Here is a 20,889-nt window from a genome sequence, read left to right as displayed (position 1 = left end):
AACGAGTGCTGGTATTTTTCGCTTTGTGGAAGAAAGCATCCGTGAAGCGGAGAGGCCACGCTCGACGAAGATGCGCGACGGCAACAGCGTCCAGTCGGTGGATCGCGCGCTCGACCTGCTCGAGCTGATGGCGGCCGCCGGCGGGACGCTCGGACTGTCCGAGTTGGCCGCCCGCTCCGGGCTGCCGCTGCCGACCATCCACCGCCTCGTCCGCACCATGGTCAACCGCGGCTACCTGCGCCAGGACCCGTCGCGGCGCTACGCACTCGGTCCCCGGCTGATCCCGCTGGGCGACACCGCGGGGCGCATGCTCGGCACCTGGGCCCGCCCGTACCTCGAGGCACTGGTCCAGCAGGTCGGTGAGACCGCCAACCTGGCCATGCTCGAGGGCGACTCGGTCGTCTACGTCGCGCAGGTGCCGTCCCCGCACTCGATGCGGATGTTCACCGAGGTCGGCCGCCGGGTGCTGCCGCACAGCACCGGCGTCGGCAAGGCGCTGCTGTCCACCCTGCCGGCCGCCGAGGTCGGCCAGATCCTGCGGCGCACCGGGATGCCGGCCCAGACCGAGAAGACGATCACCTCGCCCGAGGACATGCTGGCCGAGCTGGGACGGATCCGCGAGCGCGGTTACGCGATCGACGACGGCGAACAGGAGATGGGCGTGCGCTGCGTGGCGGTGCCCCTCGGCGACGCCCCGCTGCCCGTCGCGATCTCGGTGTCCGGGCCGTCCGGGCGGCTCACCTCCGACCGGGTGGGCGACGTCGGCCGGCTGCTGCTGCACTCCGCGAGCGAGCTGGCCGCCGCCCTCCGCGCCGAGTCCCCGACCTGACCCGCTCGGCCGGTCATCGAGAACGGCGTTGCGGTAGCGATCCGGCCGCAGAACTGCGGTAACGCCGTTCTCGGCGCAGGTCGGTGTACGTACGTGTCGGTGAACCGGCCCACATCCGGGCGGCCGGCCGGAATGCACGAATGGACCGGCGGCCGCCCCGGCCCGCATTCCGCGCCGGACGCCGCGTCGCAACCCGGAAAAGCGCCGAAAGGTATATTCTGGATCAAACGGACGGGAACCTCGGGTCGACGGACGCGGAGATCGAATTTCGTCGAACTCGTCGCAATTTGCGTTCTCAACCATGTAGCCGGTTCTCGACGCCGCCACCGCGCATCCTCGCCGAGAACCGCCGATCAGCCCAATACGCTCGGATGCATATTGCACTCGGTGGGCTCTTGCGTTTCCCCTTGACGAACCCATTAATGGAACATCGGGCGGACATGAGAAGCAGTGGCGCGCAGTCGGTCGCCCTCGGGGCGGCGCCACGCGTTCGATGGGGGGTCATGGCCGGTCGCTGACTCGTGGACGAGTACGGCCGCAATCGCGTTGCATGACCCGACCACTCATCCGCTCCGATTGCAGCCACCCCGAGAGACCGCATTCGATCCGCCCCATCATGGAGGCCGTGACGTGAAGACCGTGTGTATCGGCGCAGGGCCCGCCGGCCTGTACTTCTCGATCTTGGCGAAACTGCGCGATCCCGCGAGTGAGGTCACCGTCTTCGAGCGGAATCCGGGCGGCGTCACCTACGGCTTCGGCGTCACCTTCTCCCGCGACGTCCTCGACTTCCTCCATTCCAACGACCCGGAGAGCGCAGCGCGGATCGAGAACAGCCCGGCGTCCTGGAACGACCAACTGGTGCGGGTCTCCGATCGGCCGGCGGCGCACCTCGGCGGCTACGGCTTCGCCATCGGGCGCCAGCGGATGCTCGACATCCTGACCGAACGCGCCCTCGACCTGGGCGCGAAGATCGAGTTCGAGCAGACCGTCACGGACCTGTCGGAGTTCGCCGACGCCGATCTCATCGTGGCCTGCGACGGCGCGAACAGCCGCGTGCGCCAGGCACACGCACGGCGCTTCCGGACCACCGCCCGTGCCGGTCGGAACAAATACGTGTGGCTCGGCACCGACAAGGTCTTCGACGAGTTCGTCTACGGGTTCGAGCAGATCGGCGCCGGCTGGATCTGGTTCTACGCCTACCCGTACGACGCGCACGCCACGACGTTCATCGTCGAGTGCACGCCGGAGACATGGACCGGGCTCGGCTTCGACGAACTCGGGCCCGACGAATGCCGGACCGTCCTCGAAAGCATCTTCGCCCGGCATCTGGACGGCCACTCGCTGATCACCGAGACCCGGACCATGTGCCATTCACCCTGGCTGAACTTCACGTGGATCACCAATGAGTACTGGCATCACGACAACATCGTGCTGATGGGCGACGCCGCGCACACCACGCACTACTCCATCGGTTCGGGCACCAAGCTGGCGATCGAGGACGCGGTCGCGCTGAACCGGAAACTCGATCAGCACCCCGACCTCGCGACGGCGTTGCGCGCCTATGGACGGGAACGGTCGGTGGAAGCCGGCGCGCGCCAGCGCGCGGCCCGTAACAGCGCCGCGTGGTTCGAGAACCTGGAGCGGCACCTGCATCCGGATCCGGTGCGGTTCGCGTATTCGTTGCGGACCCGGCCGCGTCCCACGCCAGGGGCCCCGGAGGGCTTTCCCTGGTTCCTGCACTGTGCGACGCAGCTGTCCGCCGGGCGCCGCGCCCGGCGCTGGGTGAGCACGGCGCGGCGTCGCCAGCGGATGTTCGGGGGCTGAGCGCAGGGCCGCCGGTCAGCCCGCGGTGTTGCCGAAGTCCTCGGGGGACACCTCGTCGATGAACTGCCGGAAGTCGCGCAGCTGTTGGTCCGGCGGTGCGTCCGAGCCGTGCGGGAACAGCTCCGCTGTGGGTTGCCCGACCTCGTCGAGGATCGCCTCGTTCACCCAGATCGGGAGCGCGTCGCGGACGGCCACGGCGAGGGCGTCGCTGGGCCGGGCCGCGATGCGCGTCCCCTGGTCGAACACCAGCTCCGCGGCGAAGACACCGTCGCGCAGCTCGGTGATCTCCGCACCTTCGAGGCGGCGACCCAGACCGCGCACGACCGGCACGAGCAGGTCCTGGGTCAGCAGCGGGTCGTTCTCGCCCCGCGGACCGAACGCGATCACCTGCGCCTGGTCCGCCCGGAGGAAGACCGGCAGGCACCGGTCGCCGTCGATCTCGCCGAGCAGCAGCACCGGCTCCCGGGTCCGGGCATGAACGACCAACCTGACGACGCGCATCGCACGCATGCTCGACCTCGACTCCCCGACGAATCCGGCCCGCCCCAGTGTCGGGCATGCGGGGCCTGCGGCGCAGCACGAAGATCTCAGCAGGTGGCGGCGCGGGCGAGGGACTCCACCAGCTGGATGCCGGCGGCCTCGGAGGCGTTGTGCCGGGTCAGCACTGCGAGGAGCACCTGCTGGCCGTGCACCGTGACGCTTCCGACGCTGGCGACGGCCCACAGCCCGCCGTCGTCGTCGACGTCGAGCCAGCCGTTCTTCAGCGCTGTGGTCGTGCCCGGGTCGGCCGCAGCACTCACACCCCAGTTCTGGTCGCTCTCGACCTGCTGCATGAGGCCCAGCACGAAGGAGCGGGAGGCGCCATCGAGCGGGCCGGGCCGGATCAGGTTGGCCAGCAACGCCAGCTGGTCGGCGGCGTCGGTCGTGCTGAGACCCCACTGCCCGTCCGGGTCGGGGACGGTGTGGGAAAGCCCGAAGCGCTGGTCGGCGTCGGCGACACCGGGTGCGCCGCCGACCTGGTCCCACAGTGCCGAGGCGGCGTCGTTGTCACTGTTCTCGATCATGGTGGTGGCGAGGGCGACCGTGTCGTCGCTGAGCGGGACGCCCGAATCCTGGTGCTGCAGCACGAGCGCCTCGACGACGTCGAGCTTGATCAGGCTGGCGGCGTCCATGGCGTCATCCGCGTCGTAGCCGTAGGTCCGCGCCGTCACCGTGTTGAACGCAGCCACCGAGACGGTGCCCCTGGGCAGGCCCGCGGCGATCTCCGCGATCCCGCCGGCCACGTCGGCCTCGGTGGGTTCCCCGGCCACCGGACCGGCCGTACTGCTGGCCTGCACCGCGCTCGGCGGCGCCGGCCCGGCTTCCTGCTGCGCGGCGGACACGGTGCCGAAACCGAGTGCGGCGAGCACGACCCCCATGGCCGCCCCCGACCACCGGGCCCGCGCGGCGGAAGACCCCGCCGGGGGTCCCCGCCGGCGTGTGCTGTCCCCTCCCACCCGTCCATTCTGACCGCGGGCCGCCCCGCGCGAGCCAGGAAACCGGTGCGGACTCCCGGTAACCGGGGTCCGGGGGAAAGCCCTACCCCGATCCGGCGGGTTGGCTCCTCCGGTCGGGGGGGCTGCTCGATGGTTCCGCTCGCTCCCGGGCAGCAGTCTTTCCCCGGGACGAGAACCCGGGGGACCCGCTCCCGGACCCACCGCAACGAGAAGAGGCCCGAAATGAGCTTCAAGAGCCACCACGACGGCCACCACGAGCACCACCACCACCACCACGACGAGTGGTACAGCCACGACCACTACGACGGGGGCGACTCGGACTGCTACGACGGGGACGACTCGGACTACACCGACAGTGACAGCAGCTACTGCCACGACTCGGACCACGACTCCGACCACGACTCGTACTACGACTCCCACCACGCCCACCACAGCCACGTCGCGCACCACTAGTCGGCACGACGCAGGCGCACCGGCGGCATCCGCGAGGAGATCGGGAATGAACGCGCAGGGCGGGCCGGGGCCGGGCACAGCACGAGCCCGCCGGATCCTGGAGACGACGATCCAGGGCGCGCAGGTCAACGACCGCGTCGAGCTCGTGGAGCGGCTGTCCGCGGCCCGCCGCCTTCTCGACGACCCGACGCTCCCGGGACGGTCCGGGCAGGACCGGACGTCGCTGCCCGGACCGGCCGCAGACGGCCGGGTGAGCGTGCTCCACACCGTGGGGCAGGAGGTTCTCCGGGCGGTCGACACGCTGGAAGCGGACCTGCGCGCACGTCGCGCCATGCTCGCCGACCCGGCCCGGGCGGCGCGGTTGCAGGCCGAACTGCAGCAGGCCCGCGACCGGTCCGAGCGATTCCAGGGCCGGTCGCGGGAATGGTCGCAGGTGCTGCTGGAGGGATTCGCGGCGGTGAACTCCGATGTCGAGTTCGACCTGCGCACCCGGGTGCGGACCGTCGTCGGCGACGCCGAGAAGGCGATCGACGAGGGTGATCCGGCCAAGAACTGGAACGAGTTCGACAACTGGCTGCGCAGTCGCCTGGCCGAGGAGGCCGCCGCCTCCTTCGCGGTCCTGCGCACGGGCACGCGACGGATCGCCGCCCAGGTCGCGGCGCTGCTGCAGCTCTCCGGGCCCGAGGCGATCCACCCGCTGCCGGTCGCCCCACCCGAGGGGCTGCTCGCCGACCTCCCCCGGCAGGACCCCTCGACGGGTACGAGCACCCCGGCCCCCACCCGGGTGATGGCCGTACTGATGCCGGCCTACGGCGGGATCATGATGACGCTGGTGCCCGCCCGGTTCCTCGGTCTGGAACTGCCCGGATGGCTCATCGCCGTCTGCGCGCTGGTGGGCGCGCTCGGTCTCGGCGGAGCCGCGTTGAGCGGGGAGCGCAAGCGCCAACTCGACCGGCGGCGCAGCCAGGCCAAGGCCGTCGTCCGCAGCTACACCGAATGGTTCCTGTCCACCGTCGGCAAGCAGGCGCGCGACACGTCACGCGCCGTGCAACAGGATCTGCGACGGGGTTGCGCCGCGCGGACCACGACGATCGCGGCGTCCTTCTCCGCCGCCGTCGAGCAGGCCCGCCGGGACGCCGACGCCGCGAGCCGGGTGGACGAAGGGCTCGCCGACATCGCCGACGACCTGGGCTCGCTCGAGAAGTTGCGCCGTGAGGCCCGCAGCCTGGTGACCGCGGCCCCCGATGGCGTCGCTGCGTCCAGCGGCGAGTCCGGCCCGTCGCGAAGCCGGGATCTGTACCTCATCGGTTGAATGCCCGGCCCCGGCCGGCGGCCGGCCGACCGCCGGCCGTGCCACCCGGGCCGGCCCCGGGTGGCACGGCCGGAGTGCCGTTACCGCTCGAGGAAGTCCAGTACCAGCGGACAGACGGTCTCGAGCTGTTCCCACTGCGGCACGTGACCGGATCCCTTGACGATCTCGACGCGGGAGTCGGTGATGCCGGCGGCGAAGTCGTCCGCGTAGGCGGCCGAGATCAGCGCATCGTCCTCACCCCAGATGATCAGCGTCGGCGCGGTGATGCGATGCATGCGGCGTTCCAGACCCTTGTCCGGGATCGGCCAGACGAACTTCCCCGTGGCGCCCAGAGCCCAGACCGAGTCGGCCATCGCGACCGCCAACTCCTGCCGATCGGTCGGCAGGGTGAGGAAGTCCTGCACGGGCTTGGCCTCGAGATTGCTGAACAGGGTCGCGACCAGTTTGTCCTGGGACAACATCATGTAGGGGGCGACCGGCCTGTCCTCCCGCCACAGCCCGATCGGATCGATGAGGACCATCCTGCTGACCCGCTCAGGCCGGTGAGCAGCCACCTCGCACGCCATCATGCCGCCGAAGGAACTTCCGACGACGGGAACGGAGTCCAGGCCCAGGCCGTCGAGGATCTCGTCGTAGATCAGAACGAGATCCCAGAGGCTTCGGACGTCGTAGATCGAGTCCCGGGCGGTGTCCCCGGTACCCGGGTGGTCGGGTGCATATACGGTGTGCCGCTCCGACAGGGCGTCCAGGAACGCGTCCCAGCGGGGGCCGCCCGCCGTGTGGAGGTACACGATGGGTGAGCCACTCCCGCCCACCTTGACTTTCGCCTCGAAGTTGCAGTGGCGGATCTGAATGGTCTCAACCGTAGGGGTGTCCACCTCGCTCGAACCTCTCTGTGTGATTCAACGTCGGTCAGCGGACAGGTGCCTTCTGCAAGCGCTTCGGCCACCACGGGTTCTCCCAGCCGTCGTCCTGCCAGATCTGCTGCAGGTGCGGAAGGACGTCCCGGCCGAACATCTCGATGTTGTTCATCGCCTGCTCGTGCGGCATGGAACCGAACTGAAGGACCACCATCAGATGGCCGACGTTCAATCGCCTCACCATCTGTTCGAGCTGCTCACGAACCGTCGCCGGGCTGCCCAGCACGACGAACCCCTCGTCGACCATGTCCTTGGCCTTCAACGGCTTCAGGTCGATGGTGTAATCCATGTATTTCAGCATGCCCGAGCCGAACAGATTGACCATGCTCTTGTAGTCGCTGTACCCCGGAGTGGCCAGGTAGTGCAGCGGCAGATGCAACGCCTTGTGATAGAAGTGCTCGATGTGCGGCCCGTACAGTTCGAGGGCCTGCTCGTCGGTGTCGGCGACTCCCACCAATTGGAGCATCGACGCGCGATACGGGTTCGCATCCTTGCCCTTCGCCGCCGCCCGGTCCCAGAACCTGTCCATGACGTTCTCCGACGACTTCCCGCCGAAGTAGCTGAGATAGGCGTACGGGAGGTCGCGATCGTGGCAGTAATCCCAGGTCGACGAGCTCGCGGCGCCCGGGATCAGCATCGGTGGGTGCGGATCCTGAATGGGGCGCGGCCACAGGTTCACCTTCGGCAGCTGGAAGTACTTTCCGTTCCAGGCGAAGAATTCGTCAGCCGTCCAGGCCTTCACCATCAGGTCGATCGCCTCACGCCACCGCTCCCGCTGTTCAATCGGCGTGACGCCGTAGCTGATATTGGCATCACAGCCCAGGCCGAGCGGCAGGCCCGCTATCAGCCGTCCGCCGCTGATGCAGTCCAGGACGGCGTACTCCTCCGCGATCCGGATGGGCGGGGAGGTGGACGACACGGTCGCACCCAACTGAACGAGGGCGACGTCGTCCATTCCCTGGTCCCGGGTCATCTTGGCGAGCACCGCACCGAACAGATTCGGATTGCACATGAACCCGTAGACATTCTGGTGATGCTCGTTGGTGCCCAGGCCGTCGAACCCCATCTTGGCCGCGTGCATGAGCTCATCGATGGACCAGTTGTAGTAGTCACCGACCTTCGTGGCGTCGCCCAGCTCCCACCACGGCGCATCCACCCAGGCGGAGTCATACCGCTTGTCGAAGTCCTCGGGCAGATCCCGGTACGGCATGAAATGGAATGACGTTACCTTCATTTCCTTCCTTCCTGCCTTCGTGCGGTGCGATGGCCGACCTTCGAGGAAGAAGAGGCCGCAGCGACATCGAGCGGCGGAGCACTCGCCATCCCGGCCTCCTCGCAGCGATCCACTTCCCGCGGCGCCCTTGAATGTGATCCAGATCACTGTCCTGCAACGAGGGACGCAACGTGACAGAACCGCACGACGCCGGGCAAGAGCGGCGTTCCGAACAACGGAACGCTCGGGTCGGCGGGCTGCGGCCGAGCGGCTCGTGGCGTTCCCCGGGCGCACGCCAGTCAGTCGGTGTTCGGCTCGGAATCGCGCCCCGGGTCCTACGCTCGTCTGATGACGTGCCGCATCGAAGTCTTCGTCCGCAGCGGGCACACCATGGACCTGGCGCTGGAGGACGGCGAGGACCGCGCCTTCGCAGACGCCCTGCACGAAGCATGGGCGTCTCCCGGGTCCATCGGGTACACCTCTCTCCCGCTCGGCGAGAGCGCTGCGGTTCTCGCCGCCGAGGTCGTCGGTTACCGGCTCCACGGCCCGGTGCAGCCGGACGAGTCACGGCTGTAACGGCCCCTCGGCGATCGGCGACTCCCTGCCCGGCCGACGTGGACGCGGTTCTGCCACCATCCGTTGCCGAGCCCGCGGGCAGCCCGGCGACGCCGGCCTGCCCGCACATCAGGAAAGGTTGGTGCGACCATGGGCGCTCTGAGCCCCACCCATTGGCTGATCGTCATCGCCGTCATCGTGGTGCTGTTCGGCGCCAAGCGTCTCCCGGACGCCGCTCGTAGCCTGGGACGTTCGGCCCGCATCCTCAAGTCCGAGGTCAGGGAACTGAACGCCGGCGACGAGAACTCCGCCATCGCCGACAAGAGCTGACCCGCCAGACGGCCCACACCGCCCCGCCCAGCGGTATCTCCAGCACGAACGTGAACACGGCGAACAGCAGAACCCCTGCGGCCGTCGCCGCGGGTGCTGCGCCGAGGGCCACGAGCAGCGCGGTCGTACCGGTCTCACTGATGCCGGAGCCCCCAGGTGTGGCCACGATCAGGGTGAGCACCCGGCCGAGCGCGAACCCCGCGAACATCTCGACCAGGGTGACGTCGGCTCCGGTGATGTGGAGGCAGGCCGCGAACAGCAACGCCTGCAGTCCGAGGTAGGCGGCGACACCGAGGCTGAGCCGGCCCCACTCCCGCCGCACCAGGTCGATGCTGGCGAGCCGAAGCCCGACCAGGTGTCGGCCGACCCGGCCAGGGGCTGGTCTCCAGGCCCGCGGCAACATGCGCGCGAGCAGGTCGGCGGCCGCGCCGAGGCGCAGTCCGGCCGCCTCCCTGCACAGTGCTGCCAGCACCGCCAGCAGACCGGCGAGCAGCAGACCTGAGACGGCGATGACGGCCAGCGTCAGCCGCGGCTCGGCGATGTGGCCGGAGAGGACCAGCATCACGAGCCCGAGCGCGGGCAACGCGAGCCTGCCCAGGGTGTTCCAGATCCCGGTGACGAGAGCGGACACCGCCACCGCGGCGGGGCGCAGTCCCCACCGGCCGGCCATCACGAAGGTCGTCGCGACCCCGGCCGCGCCACCGAACGGCAGCAGGTTGCTCACCGCGCTCCCCACGGCGTTGAGGGTGAACGCCTGGGTGTGGGTGAGTCCGGGCAGCGACGCGGTCAGCACGAAGGTGTACGCCCAGAGGCCGACCAGCCACAGTGCCGACAACCCGAGCACGGCCGGGACCGGCAGGGTCGCCAGCCGTTCGCCGATCGCGGTCCATCCGACGCCGGTCACCACCGGCACACCGAGCAGCAGGACGACGGCAGCGACCGGCAGCGACAGCGCGGAGAGGGTCGCCCGTAGCCACCGGCTGCTCATCCGGCCGCCACGGGGGCGGCGGCGGCCGGGTCGCGCCTGACGTACCACTCGGTCCCCAGCACCCACCGGAACAGCGGCACTGGCAACCGCAGCAGGGCCGCGAGCGTGCGCACCCCGTCCCCGCCACCGGTCTGGCTGACGTGTGCGGCCATGCTCGCCCGCTTGGCCGCCGCGAACCGCCGCACGTCGACCCGGTGCGTGATGTGGTGGGCCGGCGTGTAGGCGTGCTCGAAGGCCGCCCGGTCGAAGTCCGGGGGGAACCGGTACACCGTCGAGACCAGCCGCAGGACGCGGAGCAGCAGGTCGCGGTCCACCGTCGCCTCCAGCAGAGCCGGGGTCCCGGCCAGCGACGCGGCCCGGGCCGCGACCCGATGCACCTGCAGATGGTCCGGGTGGCCGTAGCCACCGGCGGCGTCGTAACCGGTCACCAATTGCGCTCTCTCCTCGACGAGCACCTCGCTCAGCCGGACCGCGGCCTGCTCGACGTCGGCCGAGGCGAACGGCTGGGATTCCCCCGGCTGCGCCACCGCGCTCCCGTCCAGCCCCGAGTCGCCGTAGCCCAGGCATACCACCCGGGCGCAGCCGAGCAGACCGGCCGAGCGGTGCAGCTCCGCCATCCGCCGGTCGCCCAGGCCGTTCCCGCCCGGCGCGGGCGCGGCCAGCCCCCGCTCGCCGGCCGTGGCCACCACCAGGACGACGCGCCGGCCCCGGGCCGCCAGCCGCGCCATCGTTCCCGCGGTCAGCAACGCCTCGTCGTCGGGATGCGCATGGAAGAACACGCAGGATCGGCCCACGCCGGGCATTCTGGACCCGTCCGTCGCCCCGGCCAATGGACATCCCGGGGACCTGTGGACCCTTCGGGGCCGGATGAGTAGCGTCCGCTGCGACCGGCGAATGCGAGGGCCCCCGATGTCGATGGCAGGGTCGCCCCGCTTGCGGATCGTGCACATCACCGACTGCTACGCACCCCGCCTCGGCGGTATCGAGGTCCAGGTTGCCGAACTGGCCCGGATGCAGTTGTTCACGGGGCACACGCCGCACGTGGTGACCGCGACGCCCGGGCACGGCGAACCGGACCCGGAGTCCCCGGCCCTGCCTCCGGTGCATCGTGTGGTCGCGCCGCTCCCCTTCGAGCTGCCGGTCCACCCGCGGCCCGGACGCCGTCTGGAACGCCTGTTCGCCGAACTCCAGCCGGACGTCGTGCACGCGCACGTGGGCGCGGTGTCCTCCTTCGCCTGGTCGGCGGCGCGGTGTGCGGCGCGGTCCGGTCTGCCGCTGGTGGTGAGCGTGCACAGCATGTGGGACGCGGTGACGCGCACCACCTACCGGGCGCTCGCCGAGACCTATGCCTGGACCCGCTGGCCGATCGTGCTGGCACCGGTCAGCCGGGCCGCGGCCGCCCGCGTCCTGCAGGTGTGCGGCGACCGGGTGCCCGTCGAGGTCGTACCCAACGGCCTCGACCTCACCGGCTGGCGACAGGCTGCGCCGCGGCCCGAGCCGGCACCCACCGCGACGGGAGCAGGGGTGCATGTGGTCGCCGTGGGACGGCTCGCCCCGCGTAAACGGGCGCTGCCACTGCTCCGGGTGCTGCGCAGGGCGGCACGACAGATCGGCGCGGAGGCCGGACTGCGCGCCACGATCGTCGGCGACGGCCCGGCCGAGCCGTTCATGCGTCAGTACCTCTCCCGGCACCGCATGACGGACTGGGTCGAGCTCCCGGGGCGGGTCGACCGGGAACTGCTGCCCGCGGTGCTCGCCTCGGCCGACCTCTTCCTCGCCCCCGCCGCACGGGAGGCCTTCGGGCTGGCCGCCCTGGAGGCGCGGGCGGCCGGTGTCCCGGTCGTCGCCCGGCGCGACACCGGCGTCGCCGACTTCGTCGTGCACGGGCACAACGGGATCCTGGCCGACGACGACCGGGGCTTGGCCGACGGGATCGTGCGGCTGGCCGTCGACCGGGACCTGCGCCACCGCATCGCCGGCAACAACCGTGCGGAGTCCCCGGACGCCAGCAGCTGGCCGGCCGTGCTCGGCCTGCTGGAGGGGTGCTACGCGCGGGCCTGCTGCGCAGCGGAGTCGCATCGGCCGATGAGGTCTCGCGACGGGCCCGGTCTACCCAGATGACCTGATCCGGCCGGCCGACGCCTCGAAGGCCACCGAGGCGATCCTGGCCCTGGGCGTCGAGAGGCAGGAGCGGGTCGACGGTCTGGTCGACAAGGCCTCGAGGCAGGCGGGCAGCCCGCGAACGACCCGCAGGACCACGGCTTCATGCACACCCGGGGCTTCCAGGACCTCGACGGTCACCTCCGGGAGGTCAGGTACATGATCCGGCCCCGGTGACGGGTCAGGCGTCCCGAAGCTCAGCCGGTTCCTGCTCCGGGATGCGACGCGGCTCGCTCAGCAGGGGCTCGGCCCCGGGCCTGCGGGCGTACAGCAGACGCCGAAGGGCGGCCGCGGCCCTCGCGTACTCGGGTTCGAGCCAGTAGTCGGAGTGCCCGCGCCGGCACGGGTCGCCCAGCGGGGAATGGTCGACGCCGGCGCCCACCGGCCCCCCGATCGGGTCGCTGGTCCGGAACAGGTTGCACCAGCGCGGCGGGCCCCCGCCGTAGGCCAGCCGCTCGGCGAGTGCATCGGTGGCCCGTGGGTTGACGTAGGCGGGGAAGAACTCGCTGTAGAGGTGGCGCCACGGCGAGCCGTAGGTGAGCAGCGCCAGCCGCTCGGACGGGCGGGCGCCGAGCACCGCCGCCCCGGCGATGACGACGCCCTGACTGTGCGGGGCCAGCAGCAGTCGCTGCCCGGGGTCGGCGCGCACCTCGTCGAGTTGCCGGGTCAGCCGGGTCACCGCGACGTCGGAGTAGGTGGGCGGGGCGAGCGGGTGGAACCACCGGGGCCAGAACGTGCCGACGTCCCACAGCACCCCGACCCCGCGCCGCACGGCCCGGTTGCGCAGCCCCGAGACGAGCCGGGTCACCAGGACGGCGGTCGGCAACAGGATGGCGACGTCGAGCGCGAACTCGCCGAACGTGCGCGGCGGCAGCGGGATGCCGAGCACGTCCACCGTCCATCCGTTGACGACGGCGGCGGCCACGAGCGCGACCAGCCCGGCCAGCACGAGCAGTCCCGCGATCCGCCAGACCGCCGCCCGCACCGGCTGCGTACCGTCGGCCGGCACACCCAGCCGGCGCGGCAACGACCACGCCACGGCGACGGCGGCGGCGACGGCGGGCGCGAGCAGCAGCGTGACCACCACGGCCTCCACCGAGCGGGGCAGGTCGGCGACCGATGGCAGCCCGGGCCGCACCAGCACGAGGGCGACCCCCGCGACCGCGACCACGCCCCCGAGCGTCCCGAGCAGCGCACTCAGTCGCGCACCGCGGGAGGTGAGCCGGTGCAGCCCGACCAGTGCCGGGTTGTCCAGGCCCTCCCGGGCCGCCCGGCGGGCGAGCAGCGCCCAGGCCACGGCCAGCAACGGTGTCATGACGGCGAGCACGGTCGTGAACCCGATCGCGAGCCAGTCCACGTGGTCACCGACGAGGAAGCAGGACCCGGGTGGCACACAACCCCCGCCCAGCAGCCGGGTGCTCTGCCGGGCCAGCCCCGCACCGAGCGCGGCACCGCTGGCCGCCGCCAGCAGCAGCACCGCGGGGGCGGTGGCGATCCGCCGGCGCGGCTGCCCGCCGCGGGTGCACACGCCGACCAGCACGAGTGCCAGCGTCAGCACCACGATCGCCAGTGCCACCCACAGGCCGGTGCCGCGCAGCGCGGGCAGGATCGTCCGGTCACGCAGCCCGGCGGGATCGATGCCCAGCGGCCACAGCACGGCCAGGGCGAGCGCGACCGCGGCGAGTGCCCAGCTCAGGTGCCGGACCAGCGCGACCGGCGGCATGGAGCGGCCGGCGCCGGTGCCGGCGCCGAGGCTGATCCACCCGGCGAGCAGCGTCACCGCGGCGAGGGCGGTGATCGCGAACCCGAACCCGGCCCAGCGCACGCTCACCCAGGCTCCGGAGAGGGGCAGACCCGGCCAGGACGCGAGCAGCGCCGTCGTCGCCCAGCCTGCCGCCATGTGCAGCCGGCGCAGCGCGACGTTGATCCCCGGGCTGTCCCACAGCAGGTGCTGGCGCTGGTCGAGGTAGCTGCGCCCGACCGGATCGGCCCGGTTGCGCCAGGGCGTGTCGAAGGGCATGTCGGCGCGCGGGCGGATCCGGGTCAGCCAGACCACGGCCCCGAACACCACGCCGGTGGCGGCGGTGCCCAGCCCGACCGTCCACACCGGCCAGCCGTGCCCGCGCACCAGCCATTGGAATGCGGCGAGATCCGCTACCACCAGCTGCGCGGAGACCACGAAGACCACCGTGATGAGCAGCCCGGTCAGCCGTACCAGCAGGGTCGGGAGCCGCACCGCACGCGGGCGCGACTCGGCGTCGTCGGGCCTGCCGACGGGCAGCAGCATCCAGCCCGCCAGGTTGGCCAGCATGAACGGGAGCAGCAGCACGTAGAACGCCTGGTACCAGCGACCGGATGTCAGCGAGCTCCAGGACCACGCCCGCAGCGACCGCGGGACCCGCGGCGGACGCCACACGGTGATGTCGGGCAGTGGGCGGGCCGGACCGCACCGGCCCTGCGGCGCGGCCGCCACCAGCCTGGCGGAGAGGCCGAGCATCGCCTCCGGCGCGGTACCGGCGACGCCGTGCACCCGCATCTCGTGATAGCGACCTGGTCCGAGTGGGCGCACGGCGGCAGTATCGCGATGAACCGCGGCGCGCGGCCACTCCTGCACGACAGGCGGGCTCATCCGTCCGGTGCCGGCACCGTGATCCGCGCGGGCACCGGTGCCCCGAACAGCAGCGCCACGACGTCGCTCACGGTGTGCACGCCGTCGGCCAGCGTGCCGCGTGGATCCACCTGGTACATCACGGCGACGAGGTAGCGCTCGTCCGGGCCGGCGAACCCGACCGTGTCGGTGACCCAGTGTTTGCCGTAGGAGTCGGTCTCGTAGGACCAGCCGTCCTTGTTCCCGGGCTGCTGGGCGGCCCCGGCCGCCCAGACACCCCACTGCTGGTTGGGTGCGACCCCGCGCAGCGCGGCGACCAGGTAGGCCCGGTCCGCCGGGTCGGTCCGGGTGAGGACGTAGTGCGCGAGCGCGGCCAGGTCGTCGGTCGTGCACTTGACGAAGCCCCAGTACGTCCTGGCCGTGAACCCGGGCACGAAGTGCAGGCCGGTCATGCCGAAGCGGTCACGAAAGCGGGCGAGCATGTCGTCACCGCCGAACTTCGCCCACAACCGGTCCGACGCGGCCTCGTCGGAGAAGTTGAGCATGGTGGCCATGTCGTGGCAATCCGCGGCGGTCAGCGTGATCTGGCCGGCGCGCTGCCGTTCGAGCAGGTCGGTCGCGATCGCGAGCTTGATGGTGGACGCGGTCCAGCCCTCGTGCTGCGTCGGGCCCTGGCGCCAGGTCCGACCGGTCTGCCGGTCGGTGAACACCACGCTGAGGTACCCGTTGCCGCCGACGGTGTGGGTGACGAAGGCGTCGACGGCGCTGAACCGCTGCTGCTGGGTACAGCTCCACACCGGATCCGCCGGGCAACCGGGCGTTGCCGGCCGGGTCGCCGGCGGCTGAGCCGTCGGCGGCTGAGTCGTCGGCGGCTGAGTCGTCGGCGGCGGGGGCGGCCGCAGCGCGATGTCCGGGCCGGGGGAGGGGCCGGCGACCTGGGGAGCCGCCATTCCATGGGCTGCTGTGGACAGACCCACGACGGACGGTCCACAGCCGACGATGGCGAGTGCCGCGGCGGCGAGCACAGGGACCAGGGCGAGACGGGAGCGGCGCGGCATCATCGTGGTGCCGAGACGTTACCCGGCCGGGTGGCGCGCTCGCCGGCCACCCCGCCGGCACTGCGGCCGGGCGCGCGACCCCGGATTCGCGACGCTGGGATTGTTCACCCCCGTCGCCCCCAGCTTCCGAGCCAGGTACTGCGGGTGCGCAGCGAGGCGCTGTCCGGGCTGATCGTCTTCGTTCGTCGATCCACTCCGTCGACTCCCGCGGCGGGTGCCGCTGGGCCACAGCCCGGTGTCCGGGGCCGGTGTGGATCGGGAAGGATCAGGAGCCGGATGCGGCGGGCCGTCTCACCGCGTCGCCTGCCTGCCCCAGGTGCGCGAGGATCTCGCGTTCCACCTCACGGATGTGCCGCACGGCGGCGGATTTGGCGTCGCGGACCCGGTTGCCGACCACGGCCTCGACGATCGCGCAGTGGCCCGCGTGGGCGGTCTCGCGGCGGCCCGGCAAGCCGATGACCCGGTGCGAGTAGACGACGAACAGCGGCTCGATGGTCTCGAACAATCGCAGCAGCAGCGTGTTCTTCGTGATCCGCGCGATGGTGCGGTGCAGCTCGGCGTCGAGCGCGACGAACGCGTCGTCGCTCAGCCCGGGTTCCGCCGCCGCCGCGATGATGCCCTGGAGCTCGCCGGCCTCGGCCGCGGTGATCCGCTGGGCGGCGAAGCCGGCCGCGTCCCGCTCGAGCGAGAGCCGCACCTCGAACAGTTCCTGGACGGAGTACTCGTCGGTCAGCAGCACCTGGGACAGGTCGGCCGGTCGGCGGGTGTTGCTGACGACGAACACGCCGACACCGTGGTCGGTGCGCAGCAGCCCGTTCGCCTCCACGACGCGGATCGCTTCCCGCATCGAGCTGCGCCCGACGCCGAACTCCTCGGCGAGCACCCGCTCGGGCGGAAGCTTGTCACCCGGCGCGTAGTCGCCCCGTGTGATCATCAGCTCGAGCTGCTCCGCCACGGAGTCCGCCACCTTCAGCCGCCGGATGGGCTCGATGCGGCCACGAGACGTGTCGGCCATGTCGTGCCCTCCTCTCCGATCGGCAGCTGCACCCTGCCGGGACCCGGCCGATGGGTGTTGATCACCAGTGGTCCGGTGGTCTGAACACTAGTAAGAGCTGCGGAGAAGTCAAGCCAGGGGTACCGGCTGCGGCCCCAGGTCGGCGAGGTGCGATCACGGCGAGCCCGACAGCACGGGGGCGCGGCGCGGCAGAACGCCCGGCGGCACGACGGCACCGGGATGACCGATCACCGTCGCAGCCAGCCGGTGGGCCGCGCCGGCTGCGGCCGGCGGCGGTCCTCCACGCAGCCGCGCCGCGAGGTAGCCGGCGTTGAAGGAGTCACCGGCGGCGGTCGTGTCGACGACGGGGATGCCGGTGCGGGCCGGCACGGTCACCGCGTCCCCGTCGGCGACCACCAGGCAGCCGCCGGCACCGTCCTTGATCACGATCTCGGTGATGCCGTACGCCGCCAGGCGGGTCGCGCACGCCCGGGCGTCGCGGTCACCGTGCAGCGCCTGCTCGTCGGTGAGAGTGGGCAGGTACAGGTCGGTCAGCGCCAGCGTGCGCTGCACCGCGGCCCGCGCCGCTGCGGCGTCCGGCCAGCCGGCCGGCCGGTAGTTGCTGTCGAAGACGACGCGCCCACCGCGGGCCCGGCAGGCCGCGAGCGCCGCCCACAGCCGCTCCCGGGCCTGCACGGTCAGGATCTGCAGCGTGATGGCCGACAGGTAGATGACGTCGCTGCCCGCAAGGGCCCGGTCGACCCGGTCCGGATACCCGGCGCCGAAGAGCCGGCGCGCCGCAGACTCCGAACGGTAGTAGGTGAAGCTGCGCTCCCCCGCGTCGTCGGTCCGGACCAGGTACAGCCCCGGAGAGGCCCCCGGGATCCGTTCCACCAGTCCGGTCCCGATGCCCTCCGCGGCGGCCGCGGCGAGGAGCTGGCCGCTGTACCAGTCGTCCCCGACCGCGGTGACGTAGTCGATCCGCACGTCGGGCCCGGGGTCCTGCGGGCGGGTGCTGCGCGCCAGATAGAGGGCGGTGTTGAAGGTGTCGCCGGCGAAGCCGAGGGACAGCGAGCGCTCCCCCTGGTGCGTCAGCTCGATCATGCACTCGCCGACGGCGGCCACCCGGATCACGGACGCCCCGCGCCGATCAGCTCCCGCAGCTCGGCCACCTTCGCCTCCAGGTCGTCAGCCGCGTAGACGTCGCTGCCCACCCCCACGGCGAACGCGCCGGCGTCGAGCCACGCGGGGATGTCGCGCACCGCGATGCCCCCCGTCGGGATGATCCGGGCCCCGGGCAGGATCGACAACACCGACTTCAGGTACTGCGGCCCGCCCAGGTGCGCCGGGAACATCTTGGCCAGCCCGCGGTCGGTGGCGGCGCCGATCTCGGCCGGGGTGATGCCGCCCTCGACGAACAGCAGGTCGGCCTCGGCGGCGATCGGCCGCGCCCCCGGGACCGGGTGCGGGCTGACCAGGAAGTCCGCGCCGCGGTCGACCGCGCGCTGCGCGTCGGCACCCGAGCGCACCGTGCCCAGCCCGACCACGGCGTCTGGTGCCTCGGCCTTCACCGCCGCGACGAGATCCGGCCAACCGGGGATCGTGGCGGTGAGTTCGAGGACGTCGAGACCCGCTGCGACCAGGCGCAGCGCGAGGCCGCGACCGGCATCGGCGTCGGGAGCGCGCAGGACCGGGACGATCTGGGCGCTGCGGATCCGCTGCGCGGTGCGCTCCTGAGCCGCAGACAGGGTCATTGCTGGGTCCTCCTTCTACAACGCCCGGATGCCGGGAACCCGGGTCCGGAACCGGTAGAGCGTGGTGCTGGCGCAGATGTAGAGCGAACACATGTCGTCGTCGCCCCAGGTGAAGTTGGCGGTGACCTCGGGGACCCTGATGACGCCGAGATCGCGACCGGCCGGGTCGAACACGTGGATCCCGCCGGGACCGCAGCTGAACAGGTTGCCGGCGCTGTCGACCTTGAGACCGTCGGGTTCGCCGGGGCCGGTGCCGGTGGTCTGCACCCAGACCTCGCCACCGGTGACGCCGCCCGTGGTGAGCTCGAAGCGGCGGATGTGCATCCGCTCGGTGTCGGCGACGAACAGGAAGCGCTCGTCGACCGACAGGCACAACCCGTTGGGCCCCTCCAGGTCGTCGGTCAGCAGCTCCAGGCCGCGCTCGCCGAGCCGGTAGACCCCGCAGAACTGCAGCTCCCGCGGGCGCGGCACCCCGTACGGCGCGGCCCGGCCGTAGCTGGGATCGGTGAAGAAGATCGTCCCGTCCCGGGCCACGACGACGTCGTTGGGGCTGTTCAGCTCCTTGCCGTCGTAGCGGTCCGCCAGGGTCACCAGCGAACCGTCGGCCTCCTGGCGGACCAGCCTGCTCGTCGCGTGCTCGCAGGTGAGCAGCCGGCCCTGGCGGTCGTAGGTGTTGCCGTTGGCCATGTGGCTGGGGTCCCGGAAGACCGACAGCTCGCCCTCTGCCGACAACCGCGACATCCGCGCGGCGGGGATGTCGCTGAACACCAGCGACCGCTCGACCGGATGCCACACCGGGCCCTCGAGGAACCGGAACCCCGTGACCACCCGGTGCAGCGGCTCGTCGGCCACCATGTCGCGCAGCCTGGGGTCCCGGACCTCCAGGGCGGACACGGTCTCGGTCACCGTGCGCGCGGCGGGAGCACCCCGCCGGTGGGGCGCGCGGCCTCGGGGGACACCGCGAACCGCTCGTCGGCGTCCGGGGCGAGCTCGATGCCCAGCCCGGGGGCGTCCAGTGCGGCCAGGTAGCCGTCCTCGACCACGAGCGGGTCGACCAGCATCCCGTCCCAGCCCGGCCCGCCGTAGGCGTCGACCTCGATCAGCGGGGTGTTCTCGCAGGCCAGGATCATGTGCAGGCCGGCGGCCAGCGCGATACCGGTTCCCGAGGAGCACGCGATGTGCGGCACGCAGCTGAGGTTCCACGTGCTGGCCAGGTCGGCCACCCGCTTCGCCTCGGAGATCCCGCCGACGCTCGTTGCGTCGGGCTGCAGGATGTCGAACGTCCGCCGGGTCACCAGGTCGATGAACTCGAAGCGGGTGAGCAGCGACTCCCCACCCGACAATTTGATCGAGACCCGGTCGGCCAGCCAGGTGTGGTCGTCCACGTACTGGGTCAGGCTGCGCGAGAGGATCGGCTCCTCCAGCCAGGCCACGCGCAGCGCCTCCAGCTCGTGGGCGAGCTGCAGCGCGCCGCGCCGGTCGTAGGACATGTTGGCGTCCACAGCCAGGTCGACGTCCGGCCCGACCGCGTCGCGCACCGAGCCGACCAGCTCCACGGCGGCACCGATGTCGCTGCCGACCCGCAGCTTCATCGCGGTGAAGCCGTCGCCGACGGCGCTCCTGGCCTCCTCGACGATCTGATCGACCGGCTTGAGCGAGGGCGCGAAGTAGGCCCGGACCCTCGGCTTCGACGCGCCCAGCAGGCGGTAGACCGGCTGGCCGCTGATCTTGCCCAGCAGGTCCCACAGCGCGATGTCGACGCCGCTGATGGCGTACGTCTCGACCCCGCGGCGACCCCACATGTGGGTCGCCTCCAGCATCTGCTGCCAGATCGCGCCGATGTCGCGGGGATCGCGCCCGACGAGCATCGGACCGAGCTGCTGGTTGATGATCGGCCCGACGGTGGAGAAGTACTCCGAGGAGAACCCCGCCTCGCCGATCCCGACCAGTCCTTCGTCGGTGGTGACCCGGACGACGATGCCGCCCTTCGTGCCGACCACCATGGCGCCCCACCGCAGCGGCTCGTCCAGCGGCGAGCCGAGCGGCGTGGCCTCGACGTGCGTGATCTTCATCAGCCGGCCTTGCCGAGGTGCGGGACGAGCTCGTTCCAGTCGTATTCGCCGACGAAGTACTCGGTCGTGGGGATGCTGCGGGCCGCGGCCGCCTCGATCGTGTTCCACTCGTGCTCGGTGAAGAACAACGGCTCGTCGGAGTCGGGGTAGTTGCGGTTGACGAACGTGAGCTCGTCGCCGGAGTAGTGGTCCTCGGCCGACAGCCACGGGCCGCGGTCGAAGCCGACGACGATCGCGTCGGCCTGGTCGGGCTTCTGGGAGTGACGCACGATGCTCTCCTCTCCACATCGGCAGCGGTGCCGACGCGCGATGACGTGCCCGCC

The 20,889-nt window shown here is 71.6% G+C and carries 21 protein-coding genes; 7 read left to right on the top strand and 14 right to left on the bottom strand.

The window, feature by feature from the left end; translation table 11 throughout:
* The first annotated feature begins 70 nt into the window (after window positions 1-70).
* Window positions 71-829: an IclR family transcriptional regulator gene (locus HF526_RS11310; protein ID WP_169381338.1), complete on the top strand. Its 759-nt coding sequence runs from the start codon at window positions 71-73 to the stop codon at window positions 827-829.
* A gap of 630 nt (window positions 830-1,459) precedes the next feature.
* On the top strand, window positions 1,460-2,653 hold the full coding sequence (locus HF526_RS11305; protein ID WP_169381337.1) for an FAD-dependent monooxygenase: 1,194 nt from the start codon (window positions 1,460-1,462) through the stop codon (window positions 2,651-2,653).
* Between the two features lie 15 nt (window positions 2,654-2,668).
* Here HF526_RS11305 and HF526_RS11300 read toward each other — a convergent pair whose 3' ends face one another.
* Window positions 2,669-3,154: a bifunctional nuclease family protein gene (locus HF526_RS11300; RefSeq protein ID WP_239028551.1), complete on the bottom strand. Its 486-nt coding sequence runs from the start codon at window positions 3,152-3,154 to the stop codon at window positions 2,669-2,671.
* 86 nt (window positions 3,155-3,240) lie between these two features.
* The gene (locus HF526_RS34570; protein ID WP_211177059.1) at window positions 3,241-4,071 is read right to left on the bottom strand and encodes a serine hydrolase; all 831 of its coding nucleotides are present in this window, start codon (window positions 4,069-4,071) and stop codon (window positions 3,241-3,243) included.
* A 300-nt stretch (window positions 4,072-4,371) separates the two neighbouring features.
* On the opposite strand from HF526_RS34570, the gene HF526_RS34565 reads away from it, so the two are divergent.
* Together HF526_RS34565 and HF526_RS11290 are read left to right on the top strand one after the other, a co-directional pair.
* Window positions 4,372-4,602 carry a hypothetical protein gene (locus tag HF526_RS34565; protein WP_211177058.1) on the top strand — a complete coding sequence of 77 codons (231 nt, stop codon included), beginning with the start codon at window positions 4,372-4,374 and terminating at the stop codon, window positions 4,600-4,602.
* Window positions 4,603-4,648: 46 nt separating this feature from the next.
* Window positions 4,649-5,914, top strand: coding sequence for a hypothetical protein (locus tag HF526_RS11290; protein ID WP_169381334.1), 1,266 nt, complete (start codon window positions 4,649-4,651; stop codon window positions 5,912-5,914).
* Between the two features lie 80 nt (window positions 5,915-5,994).
* On the opposite strand, the gene HF526_RS11285 is transcribed toward HF526_RS11290, so the two are convergent.
* Together HF526_RS11285 and HF526_RS11280 are read right to left on the bottom strand one after the other, a co-directional pair.
* On the bottom strand, window positions 5,995-6,792 hold the full coding sequence (locus tag HF526_RS11285) for an alpha/beta fold hydrolase (RefSeq protein ID WP_169381333.1): 798 nt from the start codon (window positions 6,790-6,792) through the stop codon (window positions 5,995-5,997).
* 34 nt (window positions 6,793-6,826) lie between these two features.
* Window positions 6,827-8,044, bottom strand: a complete 1,218-nt coding sequence (locus tag HF526_RS11280) for an LLM class flavin-dependent oxidoreductase (protein ID WP_169381332.1) — start codon at window positions 8,042-8,044, stop codon at window positions 6,827-6,829.
* A 351-nt stretch (window positions 8,045-8,395) separates the two neighbouring features.
* On the opposite strand from HF526_RS11280, the gene HF526_RS11275 reads away from it, so the two are divergent.
* Both HF526_RS11275 and tatA read left to right on the top strand, forming a co-directional pair.
* Window positions 8,396-8,623: a hypothetical protein gene (locus tag HF526_RS11275; protein ID WP_169381331.1), complete on the top strand. Its 228-nt coding sequence runs from the start codon at window positions 8,396-8,398 to the stop codon at window positions 8,621-8,623.
* 129 nt (window positions 8,624-8,752) lie between these two features.
* Window positions 8,753-8,932, top strand: a complete 180-nt coding sequence (gene tatA / locus HF526_RS11270) for a Sec-independent protein translocase subunit TatA (protein ID WP_169381330.1) — start codon at window positions 8,753-8,755, stop codon at window positions 8,930-8,932.
* On the opposite strand, the gene HF526_RS11265 is transcribed toward tatA, so the two are convergent.
* Window positions 8,880-9,920 carry a lysylphosphatidylglycerol synthase domain-containing protein gene (locus HF526_RS11265; RefSeq protein ID WP_169381329.1) on the bottom strand — a complete coding sequence of 347 codons (1,041 nt, stop codon included), beginning with the start codon at window positions 9,918-9,920 and terminating at the stop codon, window positions 8,880-8,882. The genes tatA and HF526_RS11265 overlap by 53 nt on opposite strands.
* Window positions 9,917-10,723, bottom strand: a complete 807-nt coding sequence (locus HF526_RS11260; protein ID WP_169381328.1) for a PIG-L deacetylase family protein — start codon at window positions 10,721-10,723, stop codon at window positions 9,917-9,919. The genes HF526_RS11265 and HF526_RS11260 overlap by 4 nt, the downstream gene beginning before the upstream one ends.
* Window positions 10,724-10,862: 139 nt before the next feature.
* Here HF526_RS11260 and HF526_RS11255 point away from each other — a divergent pair, with 139 nt between their 5' ends.
* Entirely contained in the window at window positions 10,863-12,041 is a 1,179-nt protein-coding gene (locus tag HF526_RS11255; protein ID WP_338051410.1) for a glycosyltransferase family 4 protein, read from the top strand.
* A 220-nt stretch (window positions 12,042-12,261) separates the two neighbouring features.
* Here the strand turns inward: HF526_RS11255 and HF526_RS11250 are convergent, their stop codons facing one another.
* The 8 genes from HF526_RS11250 to HF526_RS11215 all read right to left on the bottom strand — a co-directional run bounded on the left by HF526_RS11250 (window position 12,262) and on the right by HF526_RS11215 (window position 20,835).
* Window positions 12,262-14,649: a hypothetical protein gene (locus HF526_RS11250; RefSeq protein WP_169381326.1), complete on the bottom strand. Its 2,388-nt coding sequence runs from the start codon at window positions 14,647-14,649 to the stop codon at window positions 12,262-12,264.
* A 56-nt stretch (window positions 14,650-14,705) separates the two neighbouring features.
* Window positions 14,706-15,485, bottom strand: a complete 780-nt coding sequence (locus HF526_RS11245) for a serine hydrolase (protein ID WP_169381325.1) — start codon at window positions 15,483-15,485, stop codon at window positions 14,706-14,708.
* A 526-nt stretch (window positions 15,486-16,011) separates the two neighbouring features.
* Window positions 16,012-16,761 (bottom strand): FadR/GntR family transcriptional regulator, encoded by a 750-nt coding sequence (locus tag HF526_RS11240; RefSeq protein ID WP_169381324.1) that lies wholly within the window; start codon window positions 16,759-16,761, stop codon window positions 16,012-16,014.
* Between the two features lie 153 nt (window positions 16,762-16,914).
* Window positions 16,915-17,874: a PfkB family carbohydrate kinase gene (locus HF526_RS11235; RefSeq protein WP_169381323.1), complete on the bottom strand. Its 960-nt coding sequence runs from the start codon at window positions 17,872-17,874 to the stop codon at window positions 16,915-16,917.
* Window positions 17,871-18,494: a bifunctional 4-hydroxy-2-oxoglutarate aldolase/2-dehydro-3-deoxy-phosphogluconate aldolase gene (locus tag HF526_RS11230; RefSeq protein WP_169381322.1), complete on the bottom strand. Its 624-nt coding sequence runs from the start codon at window positions 18,492-18,494 to the stop codon at window positions 17,871-17,873. Before HF526_RS11230 ends, HF526_RS11235 begins: the two co-directional genes overlap by 4 nt.
* A 15-nt stretch (window positions 18,495-18,509) precedes the next feature.
* The gene (locus HF526_RS11225; RefSeq protein ID WP_211177057.1) at window positions 18,510-19,400 is read right to left on the bottom strand and encodes an SMP-30/gluconolactonase/LRE family protein; all 891 of its coding nucleotides are present in this window, start codon (window positions 19,398-19,400) and stop codon (window positions 18,510-18,512) included.
* Window positions 19,397-20,566 carry a mandelate racemase/muconate lactonizing enzyme family protein gene (locus HF526_RS11220; RefSeq protein ID WP_169381321.1) on the bottom strand — a complete coding sequence of 390 codons (1,170 nt, stop codon included), beginning with the start codon at window positions 20,564-20,566 and terminating at the stop codon, window positions 19,397-19,399. The genes HF526_RS11225 and HF526_RS11220 overlap by 4 nt, the downstream gene beginning before the upstream one ends.
* The gene (locus HF526_RS11215; RefSeq protein WP_169381267.1) at window positions 20,566-20,835 is read right to left on the bottom strand and encodes a hypothetical protein; all 270 of its coding nucleotides are present in this window, start codon (window positions 20,833-20,835) and stop codon (window positions 20,566-20,568) included. Before HF526_RS11215 ends, HF526_RS11220 begins: the two co-directional genes overlap by 1 nt.
* Window positions 20,836-20,889 lie beyond the last annotated feature (54 nt).

It is taken from the genome of Pseudonocardia acidicola (genome assembly GCF_012911935.1).
In the GTDB taxonomy this organism is placed as follows: domain Bacteria; phylum Actinomycetota; class Actinomycetes; order Mycobacteriales; family Pseudonocardiaceae; genus Pseudonocardia; species Pseudonocardia acidicola.
The sequence above is the reverse complement of the archived record's forward strand: the minus strand, read 5'-3'. Positions and strand labels throughout refer to the sequence as shown.